Here is a 19,191-nt window from a genome sequence, read left to right on the forward strand (position 1 = left end):
GCATGTGACGGCTGCAGAACTTCGTCAAAGTTGGACTTTGACTTCAGCACGGCCTTCCAGCCGATCTATGACGCCGTCGCCGGGCGGGTCTGGGGCTATGAGGCACTGGTCAGGGGCTTCGCCGGCGAAGGTGCCTACGACGTCCTCTCGCGGGTGACACCGGAGCAGAAGTACCGGTTCGACCAGGATTGCCGGGTCAAGGCGATCGAACTGGCCTCGCGGCTGTTCCCTGCGGATCAGGAACTGAAGCTTTCCATCAACTTCATGCCAAACGCTGTCTACGAGCCGGCTGCCTGCCTTCGCGCCACGCTGCAGGCCGCCGCCCGCTATAGCTTCCCGACGTCCGCAATCATGTTCGAGTTCACCGAGAACGAGGAGGTGTCCGACACCGGCCACCTCACGAACATCATCACCGAATACCGCAGGCACGGCTTCACCACCGCCATCGACGACTTTGGGGCCGGGCACGCGGGGCTGGGGTTGCTCGTCGAGTTTCAGCCCGATCTGATCAAGATCGACATGCTGCTCATCCGTGGGATCGACGCGAGCCCGGCCCGGCAGATCGTCGTCGCCAGCGTCGTCGATATGGCGCACAAGCTTGGCATCACCGTCCTCGCCGAGGGTATCGAAACCGAAGGGGAGTACCTCGCGCTCAAGGCGGTCGGAATCAGCCTGTTCCAGGGGTACTGGTTCGCGAGGCCAGCGTTCGAGGAGCTTCCGCCGTTGCGTCACGTGTTGGTTGGTAGCTAGCGGCTGTCGCGCTTTGCCTGGCGTCTGGCAGCCTTCCCCCGGCCACCGGATTCGACCACTTCTCCCGCCGCTTTCCGGCGATAACTCGTCGTGTACTTATTGCGTGCACGCCGGATACGTTGGTGCAACGCCAGTAGCCCGTCCTCATCGAGAACAGCCAGGCGGTCTGCTAACGCATCCGACCGAGTGCTTCGGCGGCGAGCTTGCGCAGGCCGGGATCTGGTGCACCTTCAGAGACCTCGGCCACCTTGTCGCGCACCTCGGCGGAGAGTCCGGTAGACACCGACCGCAGCGAGAGCTTCTGCACCCCCTGATCATCATCGAGCATGAGACTGCCCAGCACCCTGCTGGCCGACTCCGGAGGCAGCATCGCCGCGGCCTCGGCCGCGGCCACCCGAACCCGGGCGTCGTCGTTCGCCGCCGCCGCCGCAACGACCTCCTCCGACTGTGCGCTGTCGATCGCACCGGCAAGGTAGGCGGCCTTGGCAGCAAGTCCGGGTTCCGTCTCACGGACCAGGGTCAGCAGATGAGGAAGGGCCTCTGGGCCGAGCCTCGAGGCTTCGGGGTAGTCGACCTCATCCGGGTCAAGGGCTGCCCGGACTTCCTCCATGGTTACTGACATGGCGCTCTCCTAAACGTTCACTGTTAGTGCGCTGTTGACCAGCGTAGTGGTTTCCGCACCGTCGAGATCGGGTGGCGGATTAGTGACATTCCAGGTGCCCCCACCCGTCATCAACCGGTCGGTCGGCGTGACATGGGGTAGGCCCAGCACGTGGCCTACCTCGTGGCCGAGGGTCCAGCTGCTGGCCGTGGAGGACACCGCGCAGCTGGGGCGGCCGGCTGGGAAGGCTGCACATCCGTTCGACGGCGGATTGGTACTTCTCACGAAATAGACCGCCACATGGTCGTTGCCGACATTGGCCCGGTTTCCATACAGCTGGTTCTGTTCGGTGGTGGTCGATCCCATGGTGCACCCGCCCACATCGAGGTCCGTGAGCAAGGGGAGGTTGAGGTTCTCGGTGGAACCGAGAGCAACATTGATGCCCCGGCTGGCGTAGACGGTCCGCATGGCCTGCACCATCTGGTCCACGGTGAAGCTCGTGGGAGCGGTCAGGATCTTCAGATGCAGGACAACGGTCGGGACCAGGCTCCACGCCTTCGACCAGGCGCTGCCGTCGGTGCCGCGGACAAAGACGTGCTCATGCTCCTGCCCCATGGTGTCGGCGACCGGTTCGGAGGCGAGAACACCGCCGTCGTTGTGGCGGCCCCAGTCGTGCCAGGCGCCGTTCCAGAAGGCTTTTTGCCAGAGGGCGTTGTCTGCGCCGCGGACGTAGATGTTGCAGACCCTGTTGTTGCGGGACACGATCGACGGTCCGCCGGCGAAACCGCCGGCGGGGGCGCCGTGGTTGAACCAGCCGGACCAGCCGCCGCTTCCAGTCCAGGCTTTGGACCAGACGTTGCCGTCGGTGCCGCGGACAAAGACGTGTTCGTGGTTGTCGCCCATGGAGCCGGGGGCGGGTTCGGAGGCGAGAACACCGCCGTCGTTGTGGCGGCCCCAGTCGTGCCAGGCGCCGTTCCAGAAGGCTTTCTGCCAGAGGGCGTTGTCTGCGCCGCGGACGTAGATGTTGCAGACCGTATTGTTGCGGGACACGATCGACGGTCCGCCAGCGAAACCGCCGGCAGGGGCGCCGTGATTGAACCAGCCGGACCACGTCATGGAGCACTCCTCACACTTCCGGAGCCGCCACCGGTTGACCGGGCGTCGCTCCACATCGACTCAGGTCGAAGCAGATTAAGTGTGGACCAGTCCGCGTTACTGGGGCGTTACCGCACCCGGCGCGCTGCCGTCGTTGTGGCGCCGCACCAGGGTTAGGCACCGGGCAGGAATGAAGCCCCGGCTCAGTCGTCAGACACCATCACAGAAACATCGATGTTGCCCTGGACCGCGTTGCTGTAGGGGCATACCTGGTGCGCCTTGTCCGCCAGGGCCTGTGCCTCGTCCTGTGACAGGCCGGGCACAACCACTTCAAGGGTTACCTGAAGTGAGAAACCACCGTTATCGTTGCGGCCCAGGCCCACTTTCGCACCCACACTGGAGTCTCCCAGATCGGCTTTGGCCTCCCGGGCGACAAGTTGGAGCGCCGAGTGGAAGCAGGCGGCGTACCCGGCCGCGAACAGCTGCTCGGGGTTGGTCCCTTCACCGGAACCGCCCAGCGACTTCGGTGCCGCAAGGGCAAAATCAACCTGCCCGTCGTCGGTGCGGGTCCGGCCGTTGCGTCCGGCTCCGGTGGCGATGGCCTCGGCAGTGTAGATGGCGTTCATGGTTCTCCTCGGTGATTGGTCAAGCGGTCGGTGGTTGGTCTGGTGCTGGGTGAAGGTCGAGCGGTCAAGGTGGAGGTCAGGCGTGCTCCGCCGGTGACGGTGTTCCAGCCGTTGGCGACCTGGCAACACTGCAGAAACGTGCTGCCAGGACGTGGAGCGCTGCGAGCTCCTCATCGCTCATTGCGAGCTGGTCCCGTAGGTCTCCCTGGAGCGTGGCGGCCTGGGACTCGAGCCCCGCGCCGCGCTCGGTCAGGCGAATGGTGACCGTGCGGCCGTCCTGGCTTTCCCTGCGACGCTCCACCAACCCAAGTGCCTCCAGCCGTTTAAGCAGCGGTGAGAGTGTGCCGCTATCAAGATGCAGCCGGGACCCCAGTTGCGACACGGTACTGCCGTCCTTTTCCCAGAGGACGAGCAACACGAGGAACTGCGGATAGGTGAGCCCGAGGGGTGTCAACGCGGTCTGATAGGCGCCCGCCATGGTGCGGGCCGCGTCGTAGAGCGCAAAACACAGCTGGTTCTCGAGCCGAAGGTCACCTTCCATGACTCTATCCAATCAGTAAACTAAATTGTGCACAACTTATCTCCCGACGGCCTGATCGTGATGGGGATTGCCTTCCTGCCCGGGACACTGCCGGCGGCACGTGGTGCCACAGCGGAGCCGGTGGAGTTCCTCCGGTGCGAGTGAGCGGACTGGGCCAGAACCGGGAACGGCGCCCGCCCCCTGAGAGGGGGGAACGGGCGCCGTTCGGGGTCGCGGGTCTTGAGGGGGCGGGTCCTAGTGGAAGGTCTTCCCGTTGACCCGCTCGGATGCGCCCACCCGATCCAGATAGGGGGTGATTCCGCCCATGTGGAAGGGCCAGCCGGCACCGAGGATGACACACAGGTCGATATCCTCGGGCGCGGCAACCACTCCCTCATCGAGCATCCGGCCAATCTCGTCGGCGAGGGCATCCTGGGTTCGGCGGAGCACCTCGGCGCTGTCCGACGGCGCATCGCCACGGGACATCAGCGCCAGGGTCGACTCGGGCACCGTCTCGGTGCCGTCCTCGCCCCTGACCCATAGTCCCTTGATTCCGGCGTCGATCAGCTTTTGCTGATTGGCCGATACGTGGAACCGGTCACCGAATGACGCGTGCAGGGACTCCTGGACATGCTGACCCACCGGTAGTCCCACCAGGGCGAGCAGACGGAACGGCGTCATGGGGAGCCCCATCGGGCGCAGCGCGTTGTCGGCGGTCGCGGCGTCGGTGCCCTCGTCGAACACCGCAGTGATCTCACCAAACATCCGGCCCAGGATGCGGTTGACCACAAACGCCGTCGCGTCCTGCACCAGCACGGCTGACTTCTTGAGTTCCTTGGCCAGAGCGAAAGCCGTGGCCAGGACGGCGTCGTCGGTGTGCGGCGCCTTGACGATCTCCAACAGGGGCATGGCCGCTACCGGGTTGAAGAAATGGAAACCCACAACGCGTTCGGGGTGGGAGAGGTCGGCCGCCATCTCGGTGACCGACAGCGAGGAGGTGTTGGTCGCAAGGATGCACTCGGGTGACACCACTGCCTCCACCTCCGCGAAGACCGTCTTCTTGACGCTGAGCTCTTCAAAGACCGCTTCGATCACGAAGTCGGCGTCAGCGAAGGCCTGCTTCGAGACGGAACCGGAGACCAGCGCCTTGGTCCGGTTGGCCGCATCGGGGGACAGCCGCTTCTTCGACAGCAGCTTGTCTACTTCGGCGTGGACATAGGCTACCCCCTGATCGACGCGCTGCTGATCGATATCGGTGAGGACCACGGGGACCTTGAGCTGCCGAGCGAAGAGCAGCGCCAATTGTCCGGCCATCAGACCGGCACCGACGACGCCGACCTTCGTCACCTTGCGCGCGAGCTTGCGGTCGGGGGCACCTGCCGGACGCTTCGCCCGCTTCTGCACCAGATCCAGGAACGCGTAAACGGTCGCGTGGAACTCGGGCGTCTGCATGAGGTGGGTCAGGGCCTCACACTCGGCGGCGGCCGACTCCTCGCGGGTACGGTTCTTCCCGGCTTCAAAAAGGTCGAGGACCTTCCCGGGCGCAGGTGCGGCGTTGGAGGTCTTCGCGTCCACGAAGGCCCGCCCGGCTGCTGCCGCAGCATCCCAGTCGGCGTCGGTGTATGCGGCGTGTGTGGCACGGCGCGCGTCGACGGCTGAGCTGTCTTTCAGGACGCCGGCTGCCCAGGCGAGGGATTGCTCAAGGAAGTCGGCTGGCTCCAGCAAGGTATCGGCGATACCGAGGTCGAACGCCGAGCGCCCGTCGAGCATCCGGTTGTTGCTGAGCGGGTTCTCGATCATCACCTTCATGGCAGCGGCCGGACCGATCAGCCGCGGGAGGCGGTAGACCCCACCCCACCCCGGGACGAGCCCGATGAACGCCTCGGGCAGGCCAATGCCGTTGGCACCAGTGGAAATGGTGCGGTAGTCGGCAGCGAGAGCCACCTCCAGGCCGCCACCGAGCGCCACGCCGTTGATGAAGGCGAAGCTCGGGACGCCGAGGCTCCCCAGAAGGTTGTAGGCCTCGTGGCCCAACTCAGCCATCAGGGCACCGTACTCGGCGGCCTTGAGCGTTTTGACGGTCGACAGATCGGCACCGGCAACCAGGAAGTAGGGCTTCCCGGTGATGGCGACGGCCGCCAGTTCGCCGTTGGCCGCGCGGGTCTTCAGCCCCTCCAGCACTGTGCCGAGTTCGATGAGCGTGTTGGGCCCGAGGGTAGTGGGCTTGGTGTGATCCAACCCGTTATCCAGGGTAATCAGCGCGAGGGTCCCGCCCTCCTGGGGCAGGTCGATGTCCTGCACGTAGGAGTGGGTGATGACCTCGTCGGGCACCAGCGCCGCGAGTTTCTCATAACGGTCAAAGCTCATGCTGCGTCCTCCGCTGCGTTCGTCGAATAGTCCGGGTGGTGAGGGTTTTCCCAGATCACCGTGGCACCCATGCCCAGGCCGATGCACATGGTGGTCATGCCGTACCGCGCCGACGGGTCCTCTTCGAACTGCCGGGCCAGCTGCAGCATCAACCGCACTCCGGAGGAGGCCAGGGGGTGCCCGACGGCGATGGCGCCGCCATAGCGGTTCACGCGTGGGTCGTCGTCGGCGATGCCAAAGTGGTCCAGGAAGGAGAGCACCTGGACGGCGAAGGCCTCGTTGATCTCAAACAGGCCGATGTCCTCGATTGACAGCCCCGCCTGGCGGAGGGCCTTTTCGGTGGCGGGTACCGGTCCGATTCCCATCACCTCGGGCTCCACGCCGGCAAAGGCGTAGGCAACCAGTCGCATCTTGGCGGGCAGGCCCAGTTCAGCAGCGGTTTCCGCGGAGGCGAGCAGAGCCGCCGTGGCGCCGTCGTTCAGGCCCGCAGCGTTGCCAGCGGTCACCCGACCATGCGAACGGAACGGGGTGCGCAGGGCGGCGAGGTCCTCGGTGGTGGTGTTCGGCCGGGGCGGCTCATCGACCGTGTTGAGGGTCCATCCGGTGCCTTCCTTGCGGGAGGCGACGGGGACCAGATCGGGCTGGATCTGCCCGCCCGCGTAGGCGGCGGCCAGCTTCGTCTGGCTGGCGACGGCGTACGCGTCGGTCCGGTCCTTGGTAATGGCGGGGAAGCGGTCGTGCAGGTTCTCGGCGGTATTGCCCATGTTCAGCGCGGCGGGATCCACCAGCCGTTCAGAAATGAACCGGGGGTTCGGATCGGTATCAGCGCCCATCGGGTGGTTTCCCATGTGCTCGACACCGCCGGCAATCACGACGTCGTACGCGCCGAAGGCAATGCCCGACGCCGTCGTCGTGACGGCAGTCATGGCGCCCGCGCACATCCGGTCGATGGCGAAGCCGGGAACAGTGCGGGGGAGGCCCGCCAGGAGCGCTGCGGTGCGCCCGATGGTCAGTCCCTGGTCGCCAGTCTGGGTGGTGGCGGCGATGGCGACGTCGTCAATCCGCTCGGCCGGAAGCCCGGGGTTCCGGCGCATCAGGTCGCGGATGCACTTCACCACCAGGTCGTCGGCGCGCACTCCGGCGTAGATGCCCTTTTCCCCGGCCTTGCCGAACGGGGTTCTGACGCCATCGACAAAGACGACGTCCCTGATCCGGCGTCCTGCACCGGTCTGTGCTGGCCCTGTAGTGGTGCTCACCTGTTGCTCCTCATCGAGTCTTCATACGATCTGTGATTGCAATTCGACCTTATGTTACTAGCGGGTAACTTAGCCTGCAAGAACACTGCCCGATCGCAGGTCCCTATCGGGAGCTTCTAGCGGTTCGGATCGGAGGTCCGCGGTGCCTTCTCTGGCAGGGGATCGGGATCGAGGAAGGCGACGGTGAGGACGGCCGCTGTTTTTTCCACCTGCCAGGGGCGTGCACCCAGCTCGGCCAGTGCCCCACTGATCGACTCGAGGGAGATCTCGGCTGGCGGTCGCCAGGCCACCCGCCGCAGGTAGTCGGGAGTCAATAGGTTCTCGATGGGCAGGTTGAGGCTCTCGGCGACGACTGCCAGCCGGGGGCGGGCGGTTGCGAGGCGTGCCGCTGCCTCGGGGTCCTTGTCCGCCCAGACCCGTGGGGGTGGCGGCGAATTGGTGGGCAGCTGCATTTCAGGGAGGGCGGTGAGGGTTCGCGCCTCGCTGATGCAGCGGAGCCAACGTGGTGCCTCCCTCGCGGCGGCGCGACCATGGAAGCCTGTTGTTCCCAGCAGCTGGGGGACCGTGCTGGGCATGGCCTTGGCCGCGGCAAGGATGGCTGAGTCCGGGATGAGGCGGCCGGGAGCGATGTCGCGGTTCTTCGCCAGGTCCTCGCGCTCAAGCCACAGCTGGCGCACTGCCGTCAGCTGCCGCCGATCCCTGATCTGGTGTAGGCCGGACGTCCTGCGCCACGGATCGACCCGGGGCTCGGCGGGCGGCGTACTCCGGATGTGCTCGAACTCCTGCTCGGCAATCTCGAGCTTCCCGTCACGGGAGAGCAAACTAATCAGCTCGGTGCGCAGTTCGGTCAGGACCTCGACGTCGAGCGCGGCGTACCGGAGCCACGGCTCCGGCAGGGGACGGCGGGACCAGTCGGCGGCCGAGTGCTCCTTGGCAAGGGTGTACCCCAGCAAGCTTTCGATCACCGCGGCGAGACCCACCCGGGGCATCCCGGCAATCCGCGCCGCGAGTTCGGTGTCGAACAGCCGGTCGGGCCACATGCCCAGCTCTGACAGGCAGGGTAGGTCCTGGGAGGCGGCGTGGAGAATCCATTCGACTCCCTCAAGAGATTCATCGATGATCCGCAGATCTTCAAAGGGTTCAGGATCAATCAGCCACGTGCCAGCCCCGGCCCGGCGGATCTGCACCAGGAAAGCCCGCTGCCCGTACCGGAACCCTGAGGCGCGCTCGGCGTCGACCCCTGCGGGACCGGTGCCCTGGGCCAGCGCGCGGGCCGCGCGCTCCAGTCCGGCCCGGGTGTCGATGACCAGCGGTACGCCGTCGCTGGGCTCATTAAGCAGGGGAAGGGGGAGCGGTTCAGCGACGTCCTCAACTGGCGCGCCAGCATCCGGGGCGCGATTGTCAGGATGCTCAGAAGTCTGCGAGGTCATGATGGATCCAGTCTAGCCGCGCCGTCCAGGCGGCTGTGCCAGTGGGCGCATGCCTCAGTTGGAGCCACGGGGGTGAACGGCTTAGTGACGACGCCGGCTGGGCAGCGAGGCCACTCCGTCAGGCAAGGGTGGCAGACCGGCGAAGGTGCAGACCATGTCCGCCCACGCTTCCAGATGGTTCCGTACCCTCGGTGTTTCCGGGGTCCAGGATGCCCGGAGCTCGATGTCGATCCTGTCGGGCCGGTCGGTGAGGGTGCCGTAGCTTTCTGAAAGGATGCGGGTCGCGGTTCCGCCAGCCGAGCCGTATTCGGCGCCGTGGTTCTGCAGTGCCTCGGCCAGCCAGGTCCAGGCCACCGATCCGAGGAGCGAGTCATTACCCATCTCCGGTTCAAGCTGGGCCCGGATGTAGGTGACCACCCTGAAAGTGCCGCCCCACAGGTCTGATCCGCTCGGGTCATGCAGGAGAATGAACCGGCCCGTGGCCAGCTCCTCGGGTTCGGTCCCGGCGAACGCAGCGCGTGCCGGTCCGTGGACCGGCATCCGCTGCGGTCCGGCCTGGAAGACCTCCGCTCCGAGGGCCACGGCAAACGGTGCCAACCGCGAGGGGGCCGGTATTTCATCCAGCCGGATCTCGCTGCGGCATTTTGCTTCCCGGAGTTCGGTCAGGGCCGACTGGAACTCGCGGGGCATCGGGGTCAGATCGCCAATTGCGCTCACTCAGGAAGGCTATGGCACGTGCGCCCGCGCACCGGTCAGGCTCGCCGATGTGTCAGCAGCTGGTTGTGCTAGCTCGGGGCAATGCTGGCTGCCGTCTCCCGTCGGATTGCCTCGGCAAAGGCATCAACGTCCTCGGCGGTGGTATCGAACGAGCACATCCAGCGCACCTCACCGGTGACGGCGTCCCAGTCGTAGAACTTGAACTGCTCACGGACCCGGTTGGCCGCGTCCCGGGGAAGCACCGCGAAGACCGCGTTGGCGGCTGTCTGCTGCGTCAGCTGCACGCCCGGAATCTCCTTCACGAGCAGGGTGAGCCGCGCCGCCATCGCATTCGAGTGCGCGGCTGAACGCAGCCATAGACCGTCCTCCAGGAGGGCGATCAGCTGGGCCGAGATGAACCGCATCTTGGAGGCCAGTTGCATGTTCATTTTGCGCAGGTACGTCAGGCCGGTGGCTGCCTCGGGGTTCATCACCACCACGCACTCCCCAAACAGCAACCCGTTTTTGGTGCCACCGAAGGAGAGGATGTCGACGCCGGCATCCCGGGTGAAGGCGCGCAGGGGCAGGTTCAACGCAGCCGCGGCGTTCGCGAGCCTCGCACCATCCATGTGGAGATGCATGCCGCGGTCATGGACATGGTCGGCGATGGCCCTGATTTCGTCGACGGTGTAGAGGGTGCCCAGTTCGGTGGTCTGCGTGATCGACACGGCGAGTGGCTGGGCCCGGTGCTCATCGCCCCACCCCCACGCCTCAAGGTCGATCAATTCGGGCGTCAGCTTCCCGTCGGGGGTGGGAACGGTAAGGAGTTTGATCCCGGCGATCCGCTCGGGGGCCCCGTTTTCGTCCTTGTTGATGTGGGCGGTCTGCGCGCAGATGACCGCCCCCCACCGGGGGAGCAGAGACTGCAGGCTGAGCACATTGGCCCCGGTACCGTTGAAGACGGGGAATACCTCGGTGCCCGCCCCGAAGTGTTCCTGCATGATTTCCTGCAACCGGTGCGTGTACACGTCGTCGCCGTAGGCGGTCTGGTGTCCTCCGTTCGCAGCGGCAAGCGCGGCGAGGACTTCAGGGTGCACTCCTGAGTAGTTATCCGACGCAAAGCCGCGGATATCGGGGTTGTGCAGGGAGGCTATGGGGGCGATGGTTTCAGTCACTTCTCAATTATCACCCAGCCAGCGCCTGCGACGGGCGTCGGCGTCCCCGTCAGGGGTGACGAAGACGTTCCAGCGGCCGTCAGAGCTGGGATAACAATCCGATGCCGGGAGCCGGGCATCTGTTGAATGCAGCAGCTATCGGTACTACGCTCTTGTGGGCCCGAAAACCGGCTGGATGTCATGGCGTTCAGCCCACGATCCAGCCATCAAAGAAGGCAGAGGGTGCCATGTACGACCATGTTTTCTCCGCGACCCGACGGGTCGGTGTCGTCGTGGGACGGGTAGTGGTCCATGCCCTGATCGGAGTAGGGTTGGCGCTGCTGATCGCCGCCGCCATCATCCAGTTCTTCTGGGGCGAAATCTCCGTCAACCAGATGCTCCTGAACATTGTCGCTGTGGAAACCGATGGGGGAGGCGGACCCATCGTCTGGATCAGTATCCTGGGGATCGGCGTCGCGCCGCTGCTCATCACGGTGGGGCTCGCTCTCTGGCAGTATTTCCGCCGCCGCAAGGTCCGCAACAATGGTGGCATCAGCCGGCCGCGCCGCGCCCCCTGGATCATGCGCACGGTCTCCACTGTGCTGGTGGCCGCAGTGGTCATCGGTGGCTCGGCCGCCTTTGCCGCGACAGTGGGCGTGAGGGACTACATCGAGGCAGTCAACTCCGACTACGAGGTCGACGACTTCTATATCGAGCCGACCGTCACCAGCGACACGGACAAGCGCAATCTGGTCCTCATCTATCTTGAGTCAGGCGAGGGGACTCTTGCCGACGACGAGCTGTTTGAGAAGGACGCGTTCGCCCCGCTCAAGGAGGTCACGCCGGCAGCGGAGGGCTGGCAGACCGTTGACGACCTGCAGCAGTACGAGGGTGGAGGCTGGACCATGTCCGGCATTACCTCGACGCAGTGCGGTATCCCGCTCAAGGGTATTGGTTCGAGCTCCGGCGGCGGCGCGTACAACGCGCTGGGCGGCAAGGTCGAGAGCTACCTCGACGGTGCAACCTGCCTCGGTGATGTTCTCGGTCAGCACGGCTACACGAATGTCTTCCTGGGCGGTGCGAACGCCTCATTCGCCGCGAAGGATATTTTCCTGCGCAGCCACGGCTACTCGGAAGTGAAGGACCTGTCCTATTGGCGCGCCGCGGGTGAGCCTGCCACAGCCTTCCGCAGCGACTGGGGGCTCAGCGACGAACGCCTCCTCGCCAACGCCAGGGACGAGGTCGACGAGCTGCACGCCACCGCCGAGAGGACCGGTCAACCCTTCAACCTCTCGCTGCTGACCCTGGATTCACACGAGCCGGTCCACATCTACGACTACTGCGAGGTGGACACCCAGGACGAGGTCACCTCGGCATTCTTCTGTTCAATGACCCAGGTGGCTGGCTTCGTGGAGCACCTGGAACAGCAGGGCTATCTCAAGGACACTGCGGTGGTGATCATGGGCGACCATCTCAAGCAGATCGGCGGGGGCCATGCGTTCCAGGAGCAACTGGGGGACCACCGCAACCGCACAATCTTCAACCGGATCTGGCTGCCGGGCGGGGAGGGGAATGCCGCACTGCGACCCCGGGTGGACCAACTGAGCATGTACCCCACGATCCTGGAGGCCGCAGGGTTGACATTGGCTGGCCGGGAAGCCGGGCTGGGGATCTCCGCGTTCGCACCCGAGGCCCCCGCCGGATCCGCTCAGGCGCTGGAACCCAGCCACTATGCCGAGCTGGTGACCTCCCTTTCCCCGGAGTTCTACGCGGAGGCCTGGAGCGGCGAGGACGCGGCCGCGCAATAGCGACGGCAGCGCTCACCCCGCCAGGACGAGCCGCTCACCGTTGATCGAACGCGCGTCCGCGGCGTAAAGCCCGACCACCGCTGTCGCCAGATCATTGACGTGGGTGTAGCCCGGAAACTTGCGGTCCGGATGTTTCGCCCGTAGCCCGTCATCCAGGAGTGCCTTGACCACCAGGATGGTGGCCGCGGCGGTGAGCGGCGTGCCGTCGTCCCCTGCCTGCTGGTCGCTCCGGAACCCGTCCGCGACCGCTCGCGTCCACGTCTCCGCCGCCGACTTGAGGGCCGCATAGGAGGCGACTGCCGCCGTCGGGCGCTGGACGGCCGTGGAGGAGACAATCGCCAGCCGGCCCGTCGACGAGGCGAGCAGCGGAGCGTAGAAGGCGCGGCTGGTATTGCGCAGTGTGGTGAAGCCGCTGGTGTGAAGGGCGTTGTAATCGTCGTCGGCCTGTCCCGTTATTCCGTTCCCACCGCGCCACCCGCCCACCAGGTGAATCAGTCCATCGACCGAGAGGTAGTCGGTCGCCAGTGCGTGGGCCAGATCGTTGACGGCGGGTGCGTCGGCGAGGTCGCACACCCGCCGGTCGACGCGGTCGAGGTGGCCGAGGGCCTTCTCAAGCCGGCCAGCATGGGACCCCACGGCGACAACCGTTGCGCCGTGCCCCGCCAACAGGGTTGCACAGGCTACCCCTGACGCTCCGGCAGCGCCGGCAACGACGATGGTCAGGCCGTCGAGTGAGGGCACGGCTGCGCTCACGCTGCGGTCCCGGTGATGCCCGCGGTGGATTCGATCACTGGCTTCATCTTGCGATCCAGAGCTTCAAAGAACATCGACAGGGGGAACTCATCGTCCAGAACGGCATCGGTGAGCCCGCGCGGCGGACCGGTCAGTTCGAGCGCGTCGGGACCCTTCGCCCACACCGACGCCGGGTGCGGCGTGACGGTGTCGGTCACCAGCTGGTAGGCAGCAAGCCAGTGGGCGATCTTGGGCCGATCGATCGAGCGCCAGTAGAGCTGTTCGATTTTCTCGCCAAGGGCGATGACGACGGCGGGAACCTCCGCCCAGTCGATGCTTAGGCGGCTGTCGGTCCAGTGCAGCACGTGGTGCTGGTGCATCCACGCGAACAAGAGCTGACCTCCCAGGCCGTCGTAGTTCCGGACCCTGCTACCAGTGATGGAGAAGCGGAAGATCCGGTCGAAGATGACCGCGTACTGCACCAGCCGGGCATGACGGCGGGTCTCGTCCGGAGCCGACTCGTCCAGGGCGATCCGCACCGATTCCCGGAAGGCCGTGAGATCACAGCGCAGTTCCTCGAGCGAGTAGAGGAAGTAGGGCATGCGCTGCTTGATCATGAACGGATCGAACGGCAGATCGCCGCGCATATGGGTGCGGTCGTGAATGAGGTCCCACATCACGAAGGTCCGCTCGGCAAGCTGCTGGTCCGCGACGAGTTCCGCGGCCTCGGCGGGAAGGTCCAGTTGGGTGATCCCGGCCGCGGCAGCGACAACCCTCCGGAAGCGTGCCGCCTCGCGGTCCGCGAAAATGGCACCCCACGTGAACTGGGGGGTGGAGCTGACCGCGACTGTTTCCGGGAAGAGGACAGCGGAGTTGGTGTCGTAACCGGCGGTGAAGTCGAGGAAACGGATGGGGACGAAGAGCTTGTTGGAGTAGTCGCCGGCCTCAAGCTCAGCAATGAACTCGGGCCACAGCACCTCGATGAGGACGGCCTCCACGAGCCGGTTGGTGCTGCCATTCTGGGTGTACATGGGGAACACCACCAGGTGCTGGAGCCCGTCGACCCGGTGCTGCTGGGGCTGGAACTTCAGGAGGGAGGCAAGGAAGTTGGGGACGCCGAAGCCCGCGTCGCGCCACGTCGTGAAGTCCTGAACGGCGGCTGTCAGGTATCCGGCGTCGTGGGGAAAGGACGGGGCAAGCTCCTCAATGGCTTCGACAATCGTGTCCACTGCCGCCGAGGCGCTCTGGTGGTCGGCTGGCTCAGGGACCGAGCCGTCCTTGACCTGGAGTGTCTGGAGGGACGTGGCGGCAGCCTTGAGCCGATGCCACGCCGGCATGTTCTGGGGCGAGCCAGCCGTCCGGTCCGTGGTCTGGAGGGGGCTTGCGCCTGCTGCCGTGAGGTTGGGGTTCGTCGTCGTCGGGGTCATGGAAATGAGCGTAGCAACCCTCAAGGTTTCCTTACCGAATATTCCATCGAGTATAAGTAACTCTTATGCTTCGTTGAAGCGCACGGCAGCGGAGGCCCAGACATGCTGGACCTCCCCCGGGGTTTGCCTAGGCCTGTTCCACCAGCTTCATGGAGACGGAATTGATGCAGAACCGCTGGTCGGTGGGTGTGCCGTAGCCCTCTCCCTCGAACAGGTGGCCAAGGTGTGAATCGCAGTTGGCGCAGCGAACCTCGGTGCGCTGCATCCCCATTGAATTGTCATGCAGATAGCGGACGGTGTTCTCGGCCAGCGGGGCCCAGAAGGAGGGCCAGCCGCAGTGCGAATCGAATTTCTCGGTACTGGTGAAAAGCTCATGGCCGCAGGCGCGGCACTGATACACGCCCTTGGTAGTGGTGTCGTAGTACTCGCCGGTGTAGGGCCGCTCCGTGCCAGCCTGACGGAGGACGCGGTATTCCTCACTGGTTAGCTCGGAACGCCACTCGTCATCGGTCTTCTGGACAGGGACTTCGCTGGGTTCTGTTGTGCTCATGACTTCTTCAACGCCTAGGAACCCCCGATAAATCCCGAACCGGAATAGAGATGCAGCACAGGCACTCCCAGCCGGTCCTGGGCCTGGTTGGCCCAGTCGGTGTGCAGCGTGTCCGCGACGGCGTGCGGCCGGGTGATGACCACCGCCTGCCGTGCGTCATGCTCGCTGACGGCGTCGACCATCGCCTCCACGGCGTTGCCGGCCGCAATGAACCCGCGCGCACGGAGCCCGTGGTTCTCGGCAACCCGCAGGGAAGCCTCGAGGGCAGCCTCGGCAGTCCCCCGGGATTCCTGGGCGGACTGCTGCCCCTTGGACAGTTCGCGGAAGGCGTCGGCGAATTCCAGCAGGCTCAGGTGGTGGAAGAACTCGACCATCACATTCTTGTGCCGGTCATCGGGAATCAAGACCAGCAGCGTGGCGGGTTCCTCTCCGACCAGGGTCAGCAGGTTCTTTGCGTCGCCATCGTTGAGGCTCTCTTCGGTCAGTACCACTATCGTCTCGGCCATGAGCCAAGACTAGTGCTCAACCTCCCGCGACCCTAGCTTTAGCGACGGCGGAGCCTGCGACACCCCGCAATGGTTTGCCACCGATCGCAGGGAGCACAGGCAAGAATGGGGTATGCGAAATTTCCCCGTCACCGCGTCGGAGTCTTCCACCACTGCACCCTGGCTCCGCTGGACGATGCTCGGGGTGGGTATCGGCAGCGCAGTTGGCTCGACCGTCGCGGTAGCCACCTCGGGTCTTGCCGCACACTTCGCGCGGCAAGTCGTCACCCCGGCGCGCGTCAGGGACGAGAACCTGGACATACTGGCGGTGATCGGTTCCGGGACAGGCCAGCAGGTCATCCTCCCCGCCAATGACGACACGACTGTCGAGGGTACCTACAGCCTGTATTTCGACGGCGGCCGGGGCCACGCGCGCATCGGTGCCATCCGCTCCTACGTTCCCCGTGAGGGTACCGTGCAGCGGGAGGTGGAAACCGTCTATTCGGGCAACCTTGCCGGGGCCACCCGCGGGTGGTGGAGCGGCGCAGTCTTTTCCTCGCCGTCGTCCGTCGGCTTTGCTGATGAAGAGGTGGGCATCCCCGTCGAAGGGGGAGTTGCACCCGCGTGGCTGATTCGTGCCGAGAAAACCTCAACGGACTGGGCGGTGATGGTGCACGGCAGGGGAGTGCAACGCACCGAAGGGTTGCGGGCGGTGCGCCTGGCCCGCTCGCTCGGAATGACCTCCCTGTTAGCGTCTTACCGGAACGACGGCGAAGCCCCCCACGCAGCCGATGGCCGGTACGGGCTGGGAATGACCGAGTGGCGGGACGTCGAGGCCGCCATTGACTACGCGGTGGCCCACGGTGCCGAGGGTGTGGTGCTCTTTGGCTGGTCGATGGGTGGTGCCATCTGCCTGCAGACCGCCGACCTCTCCCGTCACCGGCAACGCATCAGGGCCCTGGTCCTCGATGGGCCGGTGGTCAACTGGATCGAGGTTCTCGCCTATCACGCCCAGCTCAACCGCATCCCAGCACCCATCGGGCGGCTGGGGCAGTGGCTCCTGACCAACCGTGCCGGACGGAAGGCCACCGGTCTGGCGGCACCGCTCGATCTGAAGAGTCTCGATTGGGTGGCCCGGGCCGAGCAGCTGATTATCCCCACCCTGATCATCCACAGCGAGGATGATGAATTCGTCCCGGTGGGCGCCTCCGAAGAACTCGCCGAGCGGAACCCGGCGTTTGTCAGGTTCGAACGGTTCCACCGGGCCAGGCACACCAAGGAATGGAATGTCGACCCGGTGAAATGGGAGCAGACCGTCGCCAACTGGTTGGCGCCGGTGCTGCACGGCAGGGCCCGGCCCGGCGTCAGAAACTGATCTTTCCGGATCGTGACCTGACACCTAGGGCGTGTCTCCTAATTCTTTGAGCCAAATAGTGATGGCTCGGAGTACGACTCCTCCGCGGTAGGTGAGGGCGAGTTTGTCGTACCGGGTGGCCAGACCGCGCCATTGTTTGAAGGTGTTGAAGGAACGTTCAACGACGTTGCGCCGTTTGTAGGCTTCCCTGTCGAGACCGACGGGTCTTCCACCACTGCGGCCGCGGCGTTTACGGTTCGCTTGCTGGTCGGAGCGTTCCGGGATGACCGCCTGGATCCCGCGGGAACGCAGGAGGTTCCGGTTAGCTTTGGAAGAATACGCCTTATCTCCCAACGCCCGGTCCGGCCTGGTCCGAGCCCTGCCTTTGCCTATCCGCGGGACGTGCAACGCATCGAGCAAGAGCGGAAACATTGGTGAGTCCCCGCCCTGGCCCGGTCCGATGAGCATCACCAACGGCCGCATTTTCCCGTCGCAGAGATGATGGATTTTCGTCGTCAACCCGCCACGGGAGCGGCCGATCGCGTGGTCAGGAGGCTCCTCGCGCAGTTTCATGTAATTCGACAGGTCCCCCTGTGGTGCGCGGAAGGTTGGTTGCGTGTTGGTGAGCCCGGTTCACTGTCGAGTCCACGGAAACCTCCCAATCGATCATCCCTGCCGCGTCAGCTTCTGCCAGCAACTGGGTGTGGATCCTGTCCCAGGTGCCATCGCTGCTGAACCGGCGGTGGCGTTTCCACACCGTCTTCCACGACCCGAAACACTCCGGCAGATCCCGCCACGGGATTCCTGCCCGGAACCGATAAACGATGCCCTCAACGACCAGCCTGTGATTGTTGAAGGGGCGGCCCGGGCTTCCGTCCGAGCTTGGCATCAACGGCTCAATCCGAGCCCACTGAGCATCCGACAAAACAGCAGTACGTGACATACCACCAGCATCCCAAAGACCTCACCGAACAATAAGGAGACACGCCCTAGGCGGTTTGGCCCGCACGCACCGTCCGTTTGATTCGGCCGAGCATGGCGGTCATGCCGCGCATCCGCAGCGGCGTGATCGCCCGGGTCAGGCCCAGACGGTCCGGAACGTCGTCGGGGATGGCGAGGATCTCAGCCGATGGAAGCCCGTCCAGGCCCTCATGGAGAACCCCGGCGAACCCGCGGGTGGTGGGAGCCTCCGGCGGCGCAGAGAAGTAGAGGTGCACAATCCGCTCGGGGCTGTCGCCGATTTCCACACTGAGGAACAGAGGGGTCTGACACTCCACGACCTGCTCCAGCAACTCCGGGTGTTCCTGGAGATGGGCAGGGAGAGCCGGGAGCCCCTGGGAGAACTCCAGCAGCAACTGCAACCGGTCAGGCTCGTCCAGCGCCTGGAAATCCTCGACGATCTCGTCGAGCTTGGCGGGTAGCGGCGCGGTCATGACGTGGGAACCTCGCCACGCTCTTCGCCCTTGACGATGGGGACCCGTACCGCGTTGCCCCACTCGGTCCAGGAGCCGTCATAGTTGCGTACCTTGCTGAAACCGAGCAGGTGGAACAGGACAAACCAGGTGTGGCTGGACCGTTCGCCGATGCGGCAGTAGGCAACGACGTCGTCGTCGTCCTTCAGACCCACCTCGTCACGGTAGATGGCATCGAGCTCGGCCCGGCTGCGGAACGTCCCGTCCTCGGCAGCGGCGCGGGCCCAGGGGACCGACGCGGCGGAGGGGATGTGCCCACCGCGGAGTGCGCCTTCCTCAGGGTAGGCCGGCATGTGGGTGCGGGCACCGGTGTATTCGTCGGCCGAGCGGACGTCGATCAGGGGCTTCCCCAGGTGCTCGAGTACGTCGCCCATGTACGCGCGGATCGGAGCGTCATTGCGCTCCACCAACGGGTACTCGACGTTCTGAACGGCTGGCACGTCCGTGGTGGTCGGGCGCCCCTCGGCGAGCCACTTGTCGCGGCCGCCGTCGAGGAGCCGGACATCCTCGTGGCCAAACAGGGTGAAGACCCAGAGGGCGTAGGCTGCCCACCAGTTACTCTTGTCACCGTAAATGACAACGGTAGTGTCCCGGGTGATGCCCTTGGCGGACATCAGGCGGGAGAAAGCGGCGCCGTCAACGTAGTCGCGGGTGACCTCATCGTTGAGGTCGGTGTGCCAATCCACCTTCACTGCACCGGGGATGTGGCCCGTGTCGTAGAGGAGGACGTCCTCATCCGACTCGACCACCACCAGGGAATCTGTGTCGAGATTGTCCGCCAGCCAGGCGGTGGAGACGAGCCGTTCGGGGTGGGCATAGTGAGCGAACTTCTCATCGGAATCTGCTGCGACTGACATCCGTAGGCCTT

The 19,191-nt window shown here is 65.3% G+C and carries 18 protein-coding genes and 1 pseudogene; 3 read left to right on the top strand and 16 right to left on the bottom strand.

Features of this window, described 5'->3' with window-relative positions; all coding sequences use genetic code 11:
- Positions 1-30: 30 nt before the first annotated feature.
- Positions 31-750 carry an EAL domain-containing protein gene (locus tag H4V95_RS07980; RefSeq protein ID WP_245345620.1) on the top strand — a complete coding sequence of 240 codons (720 nt, stop codon included), beginning with the start codon at positions 31-33 and terminating at the stop codon, positions 748-750.
- Positions 751-919: 169 nt separating this feature from the next.
- On the opposite strand, the gene H4V95_RS07985 is transcribed toward H4V95_RS07980, so the two are convergent.
- The 9 genes from H4V95_RS07985 to H4V95_RS08025 form a co-directional block, all read right to left on the bottom strand.
- Positions 920-1,372, bottom strand: a complete 453-nt coding sequence (locus tag H4V95_RS07985) for a HEAT repeat domain-containing protein (protein ID WP_209729794.1) — start codon at positions 1,370-1,372, stop codon at positions 920-922.
- A gap of 9 nt (positions 1,373-1,381) precedes the next feature.
- Complete coding sequence (locus tag H4V95_RS07990) at positions 1,382-2,467, bottom strand: hypothetical protein (RefSeq protein WP_209729796.1); 1,086 nt, start codon at positions 2,465-2,467, stop codon at positions 1,382-1,384.
- Between the two features lie 182 nt (positions 2,468-2,649).
- Complete coding sequence (locus tag H4V95_RS07995; protein WP_196866215.1) at positions 2,650-3,072, bottom strand: organic hydroperoxide resistance protein; 423 nt, start codon at positions 3,070-3,072, stop codon at positions 2,650-2,652.
- A 76-nt stretch (positions 3,073-3,148) separates the two neighbouring features.
- Positions 3,149-3,613 carry a MarR family winged helix-turn-helix transcriptional regulator gene (locus tag H4V95_RS08000; protein WP_209729798.1) on the bottom strand — a complete coding sequence of 155 codons (465 nt, stop codon included), beginning with the start codon at positions 3,611-3,613 and terminating at the stop codon, positions 3,149-3,151.
- A gap of 234 nt (positions 3,614-3,847) precedes the next feature.
- Positions 3,848-5,959, bottom strand: a complete 2,112-nt coding sequence (locus H4V95_RS08005; RefSeq protein ID WP_196866214.1) for a 3-hydroxyacyl-CoA dehydrogenase NAD-binding domain-containing protein — start codon at positions 5,957-5,959, stop codon at positions 3,848-3,850.
- Complete coding sequence (locus H4V95_RS08010; RefSeq protein ID WP_196866213.1) at positions 5,956-7,215, bottom strand: thiolase family protein; 1,260 nt, start codon at positions 7,213-7,215, stop codon at positions 5,956-5,958. The genes H4V95_RS08005 and H4V95_RS08010 overlap by 4 nt, the downstream gene beginning before the upstream one ends.
- Before the next feature lie 116 nt (positions 7,216-7,331).
- Complete coding sequence (locus H4V95_RS08015) at positions 7,332-8,645, bottom strand: HRDC domain-containing protein (RefSeq protein ID WP_196866212.1); 1,314 nt, start codon at positions 8,643-8,645, stop codon at positions 7,332-7,334.
- A gap of 81 nt (positions 8,646-8,726) precedes the next feature.
- Positions 8,727-9,335, bottom strand: a complete 609-nt coding sequence (locus tag H4V95_RS08020) for a DUF3000 domain-containing protein (RefSeq protein WP_196866234.1) — start codon at positions 9,333-9,335, stop codon at positions 8,727-8,729.
- A 95-nt stretch (positions 9,336-9,430) separates the two neighbouring features.
- A complete protein-coding gene (locus tag H4V95_RS08025) occupies positions 9,431-10,516 on the bottom strand; it encodes a low specificity L-threonine aldolase (protein WP_196866211.1) in 1,086 nt (361 codons plus the stop codon).
- Between the two features lie 227 nt (positions 10,517-10,743).
- Between H4V95_RS08025 and H4V95_RS08030 the strand changes: the two genes are divergently transcribed.
- A complete protein-coding gene (locus H4V95_RS08030) occupies positions 10,744-12,303 on the top strand; it encodes a sulfatase-like hydrolase/transferase (RefSeq protein WP_196866210.1) in 1,560 nt (519 codons plus the stop codon).
- Positions 12,304-12,315: 12 nt separating this feature from the next.
- Here the strand turns inward: H4V95_RS08030 and H4V95_RS08035 are convergent, their stop codons facing one another.
- The 4 genes from H4V95_RS08035 to H4V95_RS08050 all read right to left on the bottom strand — a co-directional run bounded on the left by H4V95_RS08035 (position 12,316) and on the right by H4V95_RS08050 (position 15,518).
- Positions 12,316-13,056, bottom strand: a complete 741-nt coding sequence (locus tag H4V95_RS08035) for an SDR family oxidoreductase (RefSeq protein WP_196866209.1) — start codon at positions 13,054-13,056, stop codon at positions 12,316-12,318.
- Positions 13,053-14,372, bottom strand: a complete 1,320-nt coding sequence (locus H4V95_RS08040; protein ID WP_196866233.1) for a DUF6421 family protein — start codon at positions 14,370-14,372, stop codon at positions 13,053-13,055. Before H4V95_RS08040 ends, H4V95_RS08035 begins: the two co-directional genes overlap by 4 nt.
- A gap of 217 nt (positions 14,373-14,589) precedes the next feature.
- Positions 14,590-15,012 (bottom strand): peptide-methionine (R)-S-oxide reductase MsrB, encoded by a 423-nt coding sequence (gene msrB, locus H4V95_RS08045; RefSeq protein WP_196866208.1) that lies wholly within the window; start codon positions 15,010-15,012, stop codon positions 14,590-14,592.
- Positions 15,013-15,026: 14 nt separating this feature from the next.
- A complete protein-coding gene (locus H4V95_RS08050) occupies positions 15,027-15,518 on the bottom strand; it encodes a hypothetical protein (RefSeq protein ID WP_196866207.1) in 492 nt (163 codons plus the stop codon).
- A gap of 112 nt (positions 15,519-15,630) precedes the next feature.
- Here H4V95_RS08050 and H4V95_RS08055 point away from each other — a divergent pair, with 112 nt between their 5' ends.
- The gene (locus H4V95_RS08055; protein WP_196866206.1) at positions 15,631-16,872 is read left to right on the top strand and encodes an alpha/beta fold hydrolase; all 1,242 of its coding nucleotides are present in this window, start codon (positions 15,631-15,633) and stop codon (positions 16,870-16,872) included.
- A gap of 24 nt (positions 16,873-16,896) precedes the next feature.
- On the opposite strand, the pseudogene H4V95_RS08060 reads toward H4V95_RS08055, so the two are convergent.
- From H4V95_RS08060 to H4V95_RS08070, 3 genes and pseudogenes are all read right to left on the bottom strand, one after another.
- Positions 16,897-17,794, bottom strand: a pseudogene (locus H4V95_RS08060) (IS5 family transposase).
- Positions 17,795-17,840: 46 nt separating this feature from the next.
- A complete protein-coding gene (locus H4V95_RS08065) occupies positions 17,841-18,284 on the bottom strand; it encodes a SufE family protein (RefSeq protein ID WP_196866205.1) in 444 nt (147 codons plus the stop codon).
- Complete coding sequence (locus H4V95_RS08070; RefSeq protein WP_196866204.1) at positions 18,281-19,180, bottom strand: sulfurtransferase; 900 nt, start codon at positions 19,178-19,180, stop codon at positions 18,281-18,283. The genes H4V95_RS08065 and H4V95_RS08070 overlap by 4 nt, the downstream gene beginning before the upstream one ends.
- Between the last annotated feature and the right edge of the window lie 11 nt (positions 19,181-19,191).

Origin of the sequence: Arthrobacter sp. CAN_C5 (genome assembly GCF_017875735.1) — a bacterium.
In the GTDB taxonomy this organism is placed as follows: Bacteria; Actinomycetota; Actinomycetes; order Actinomycetales; family Micrococcaceae; genus Arthrobacter_D.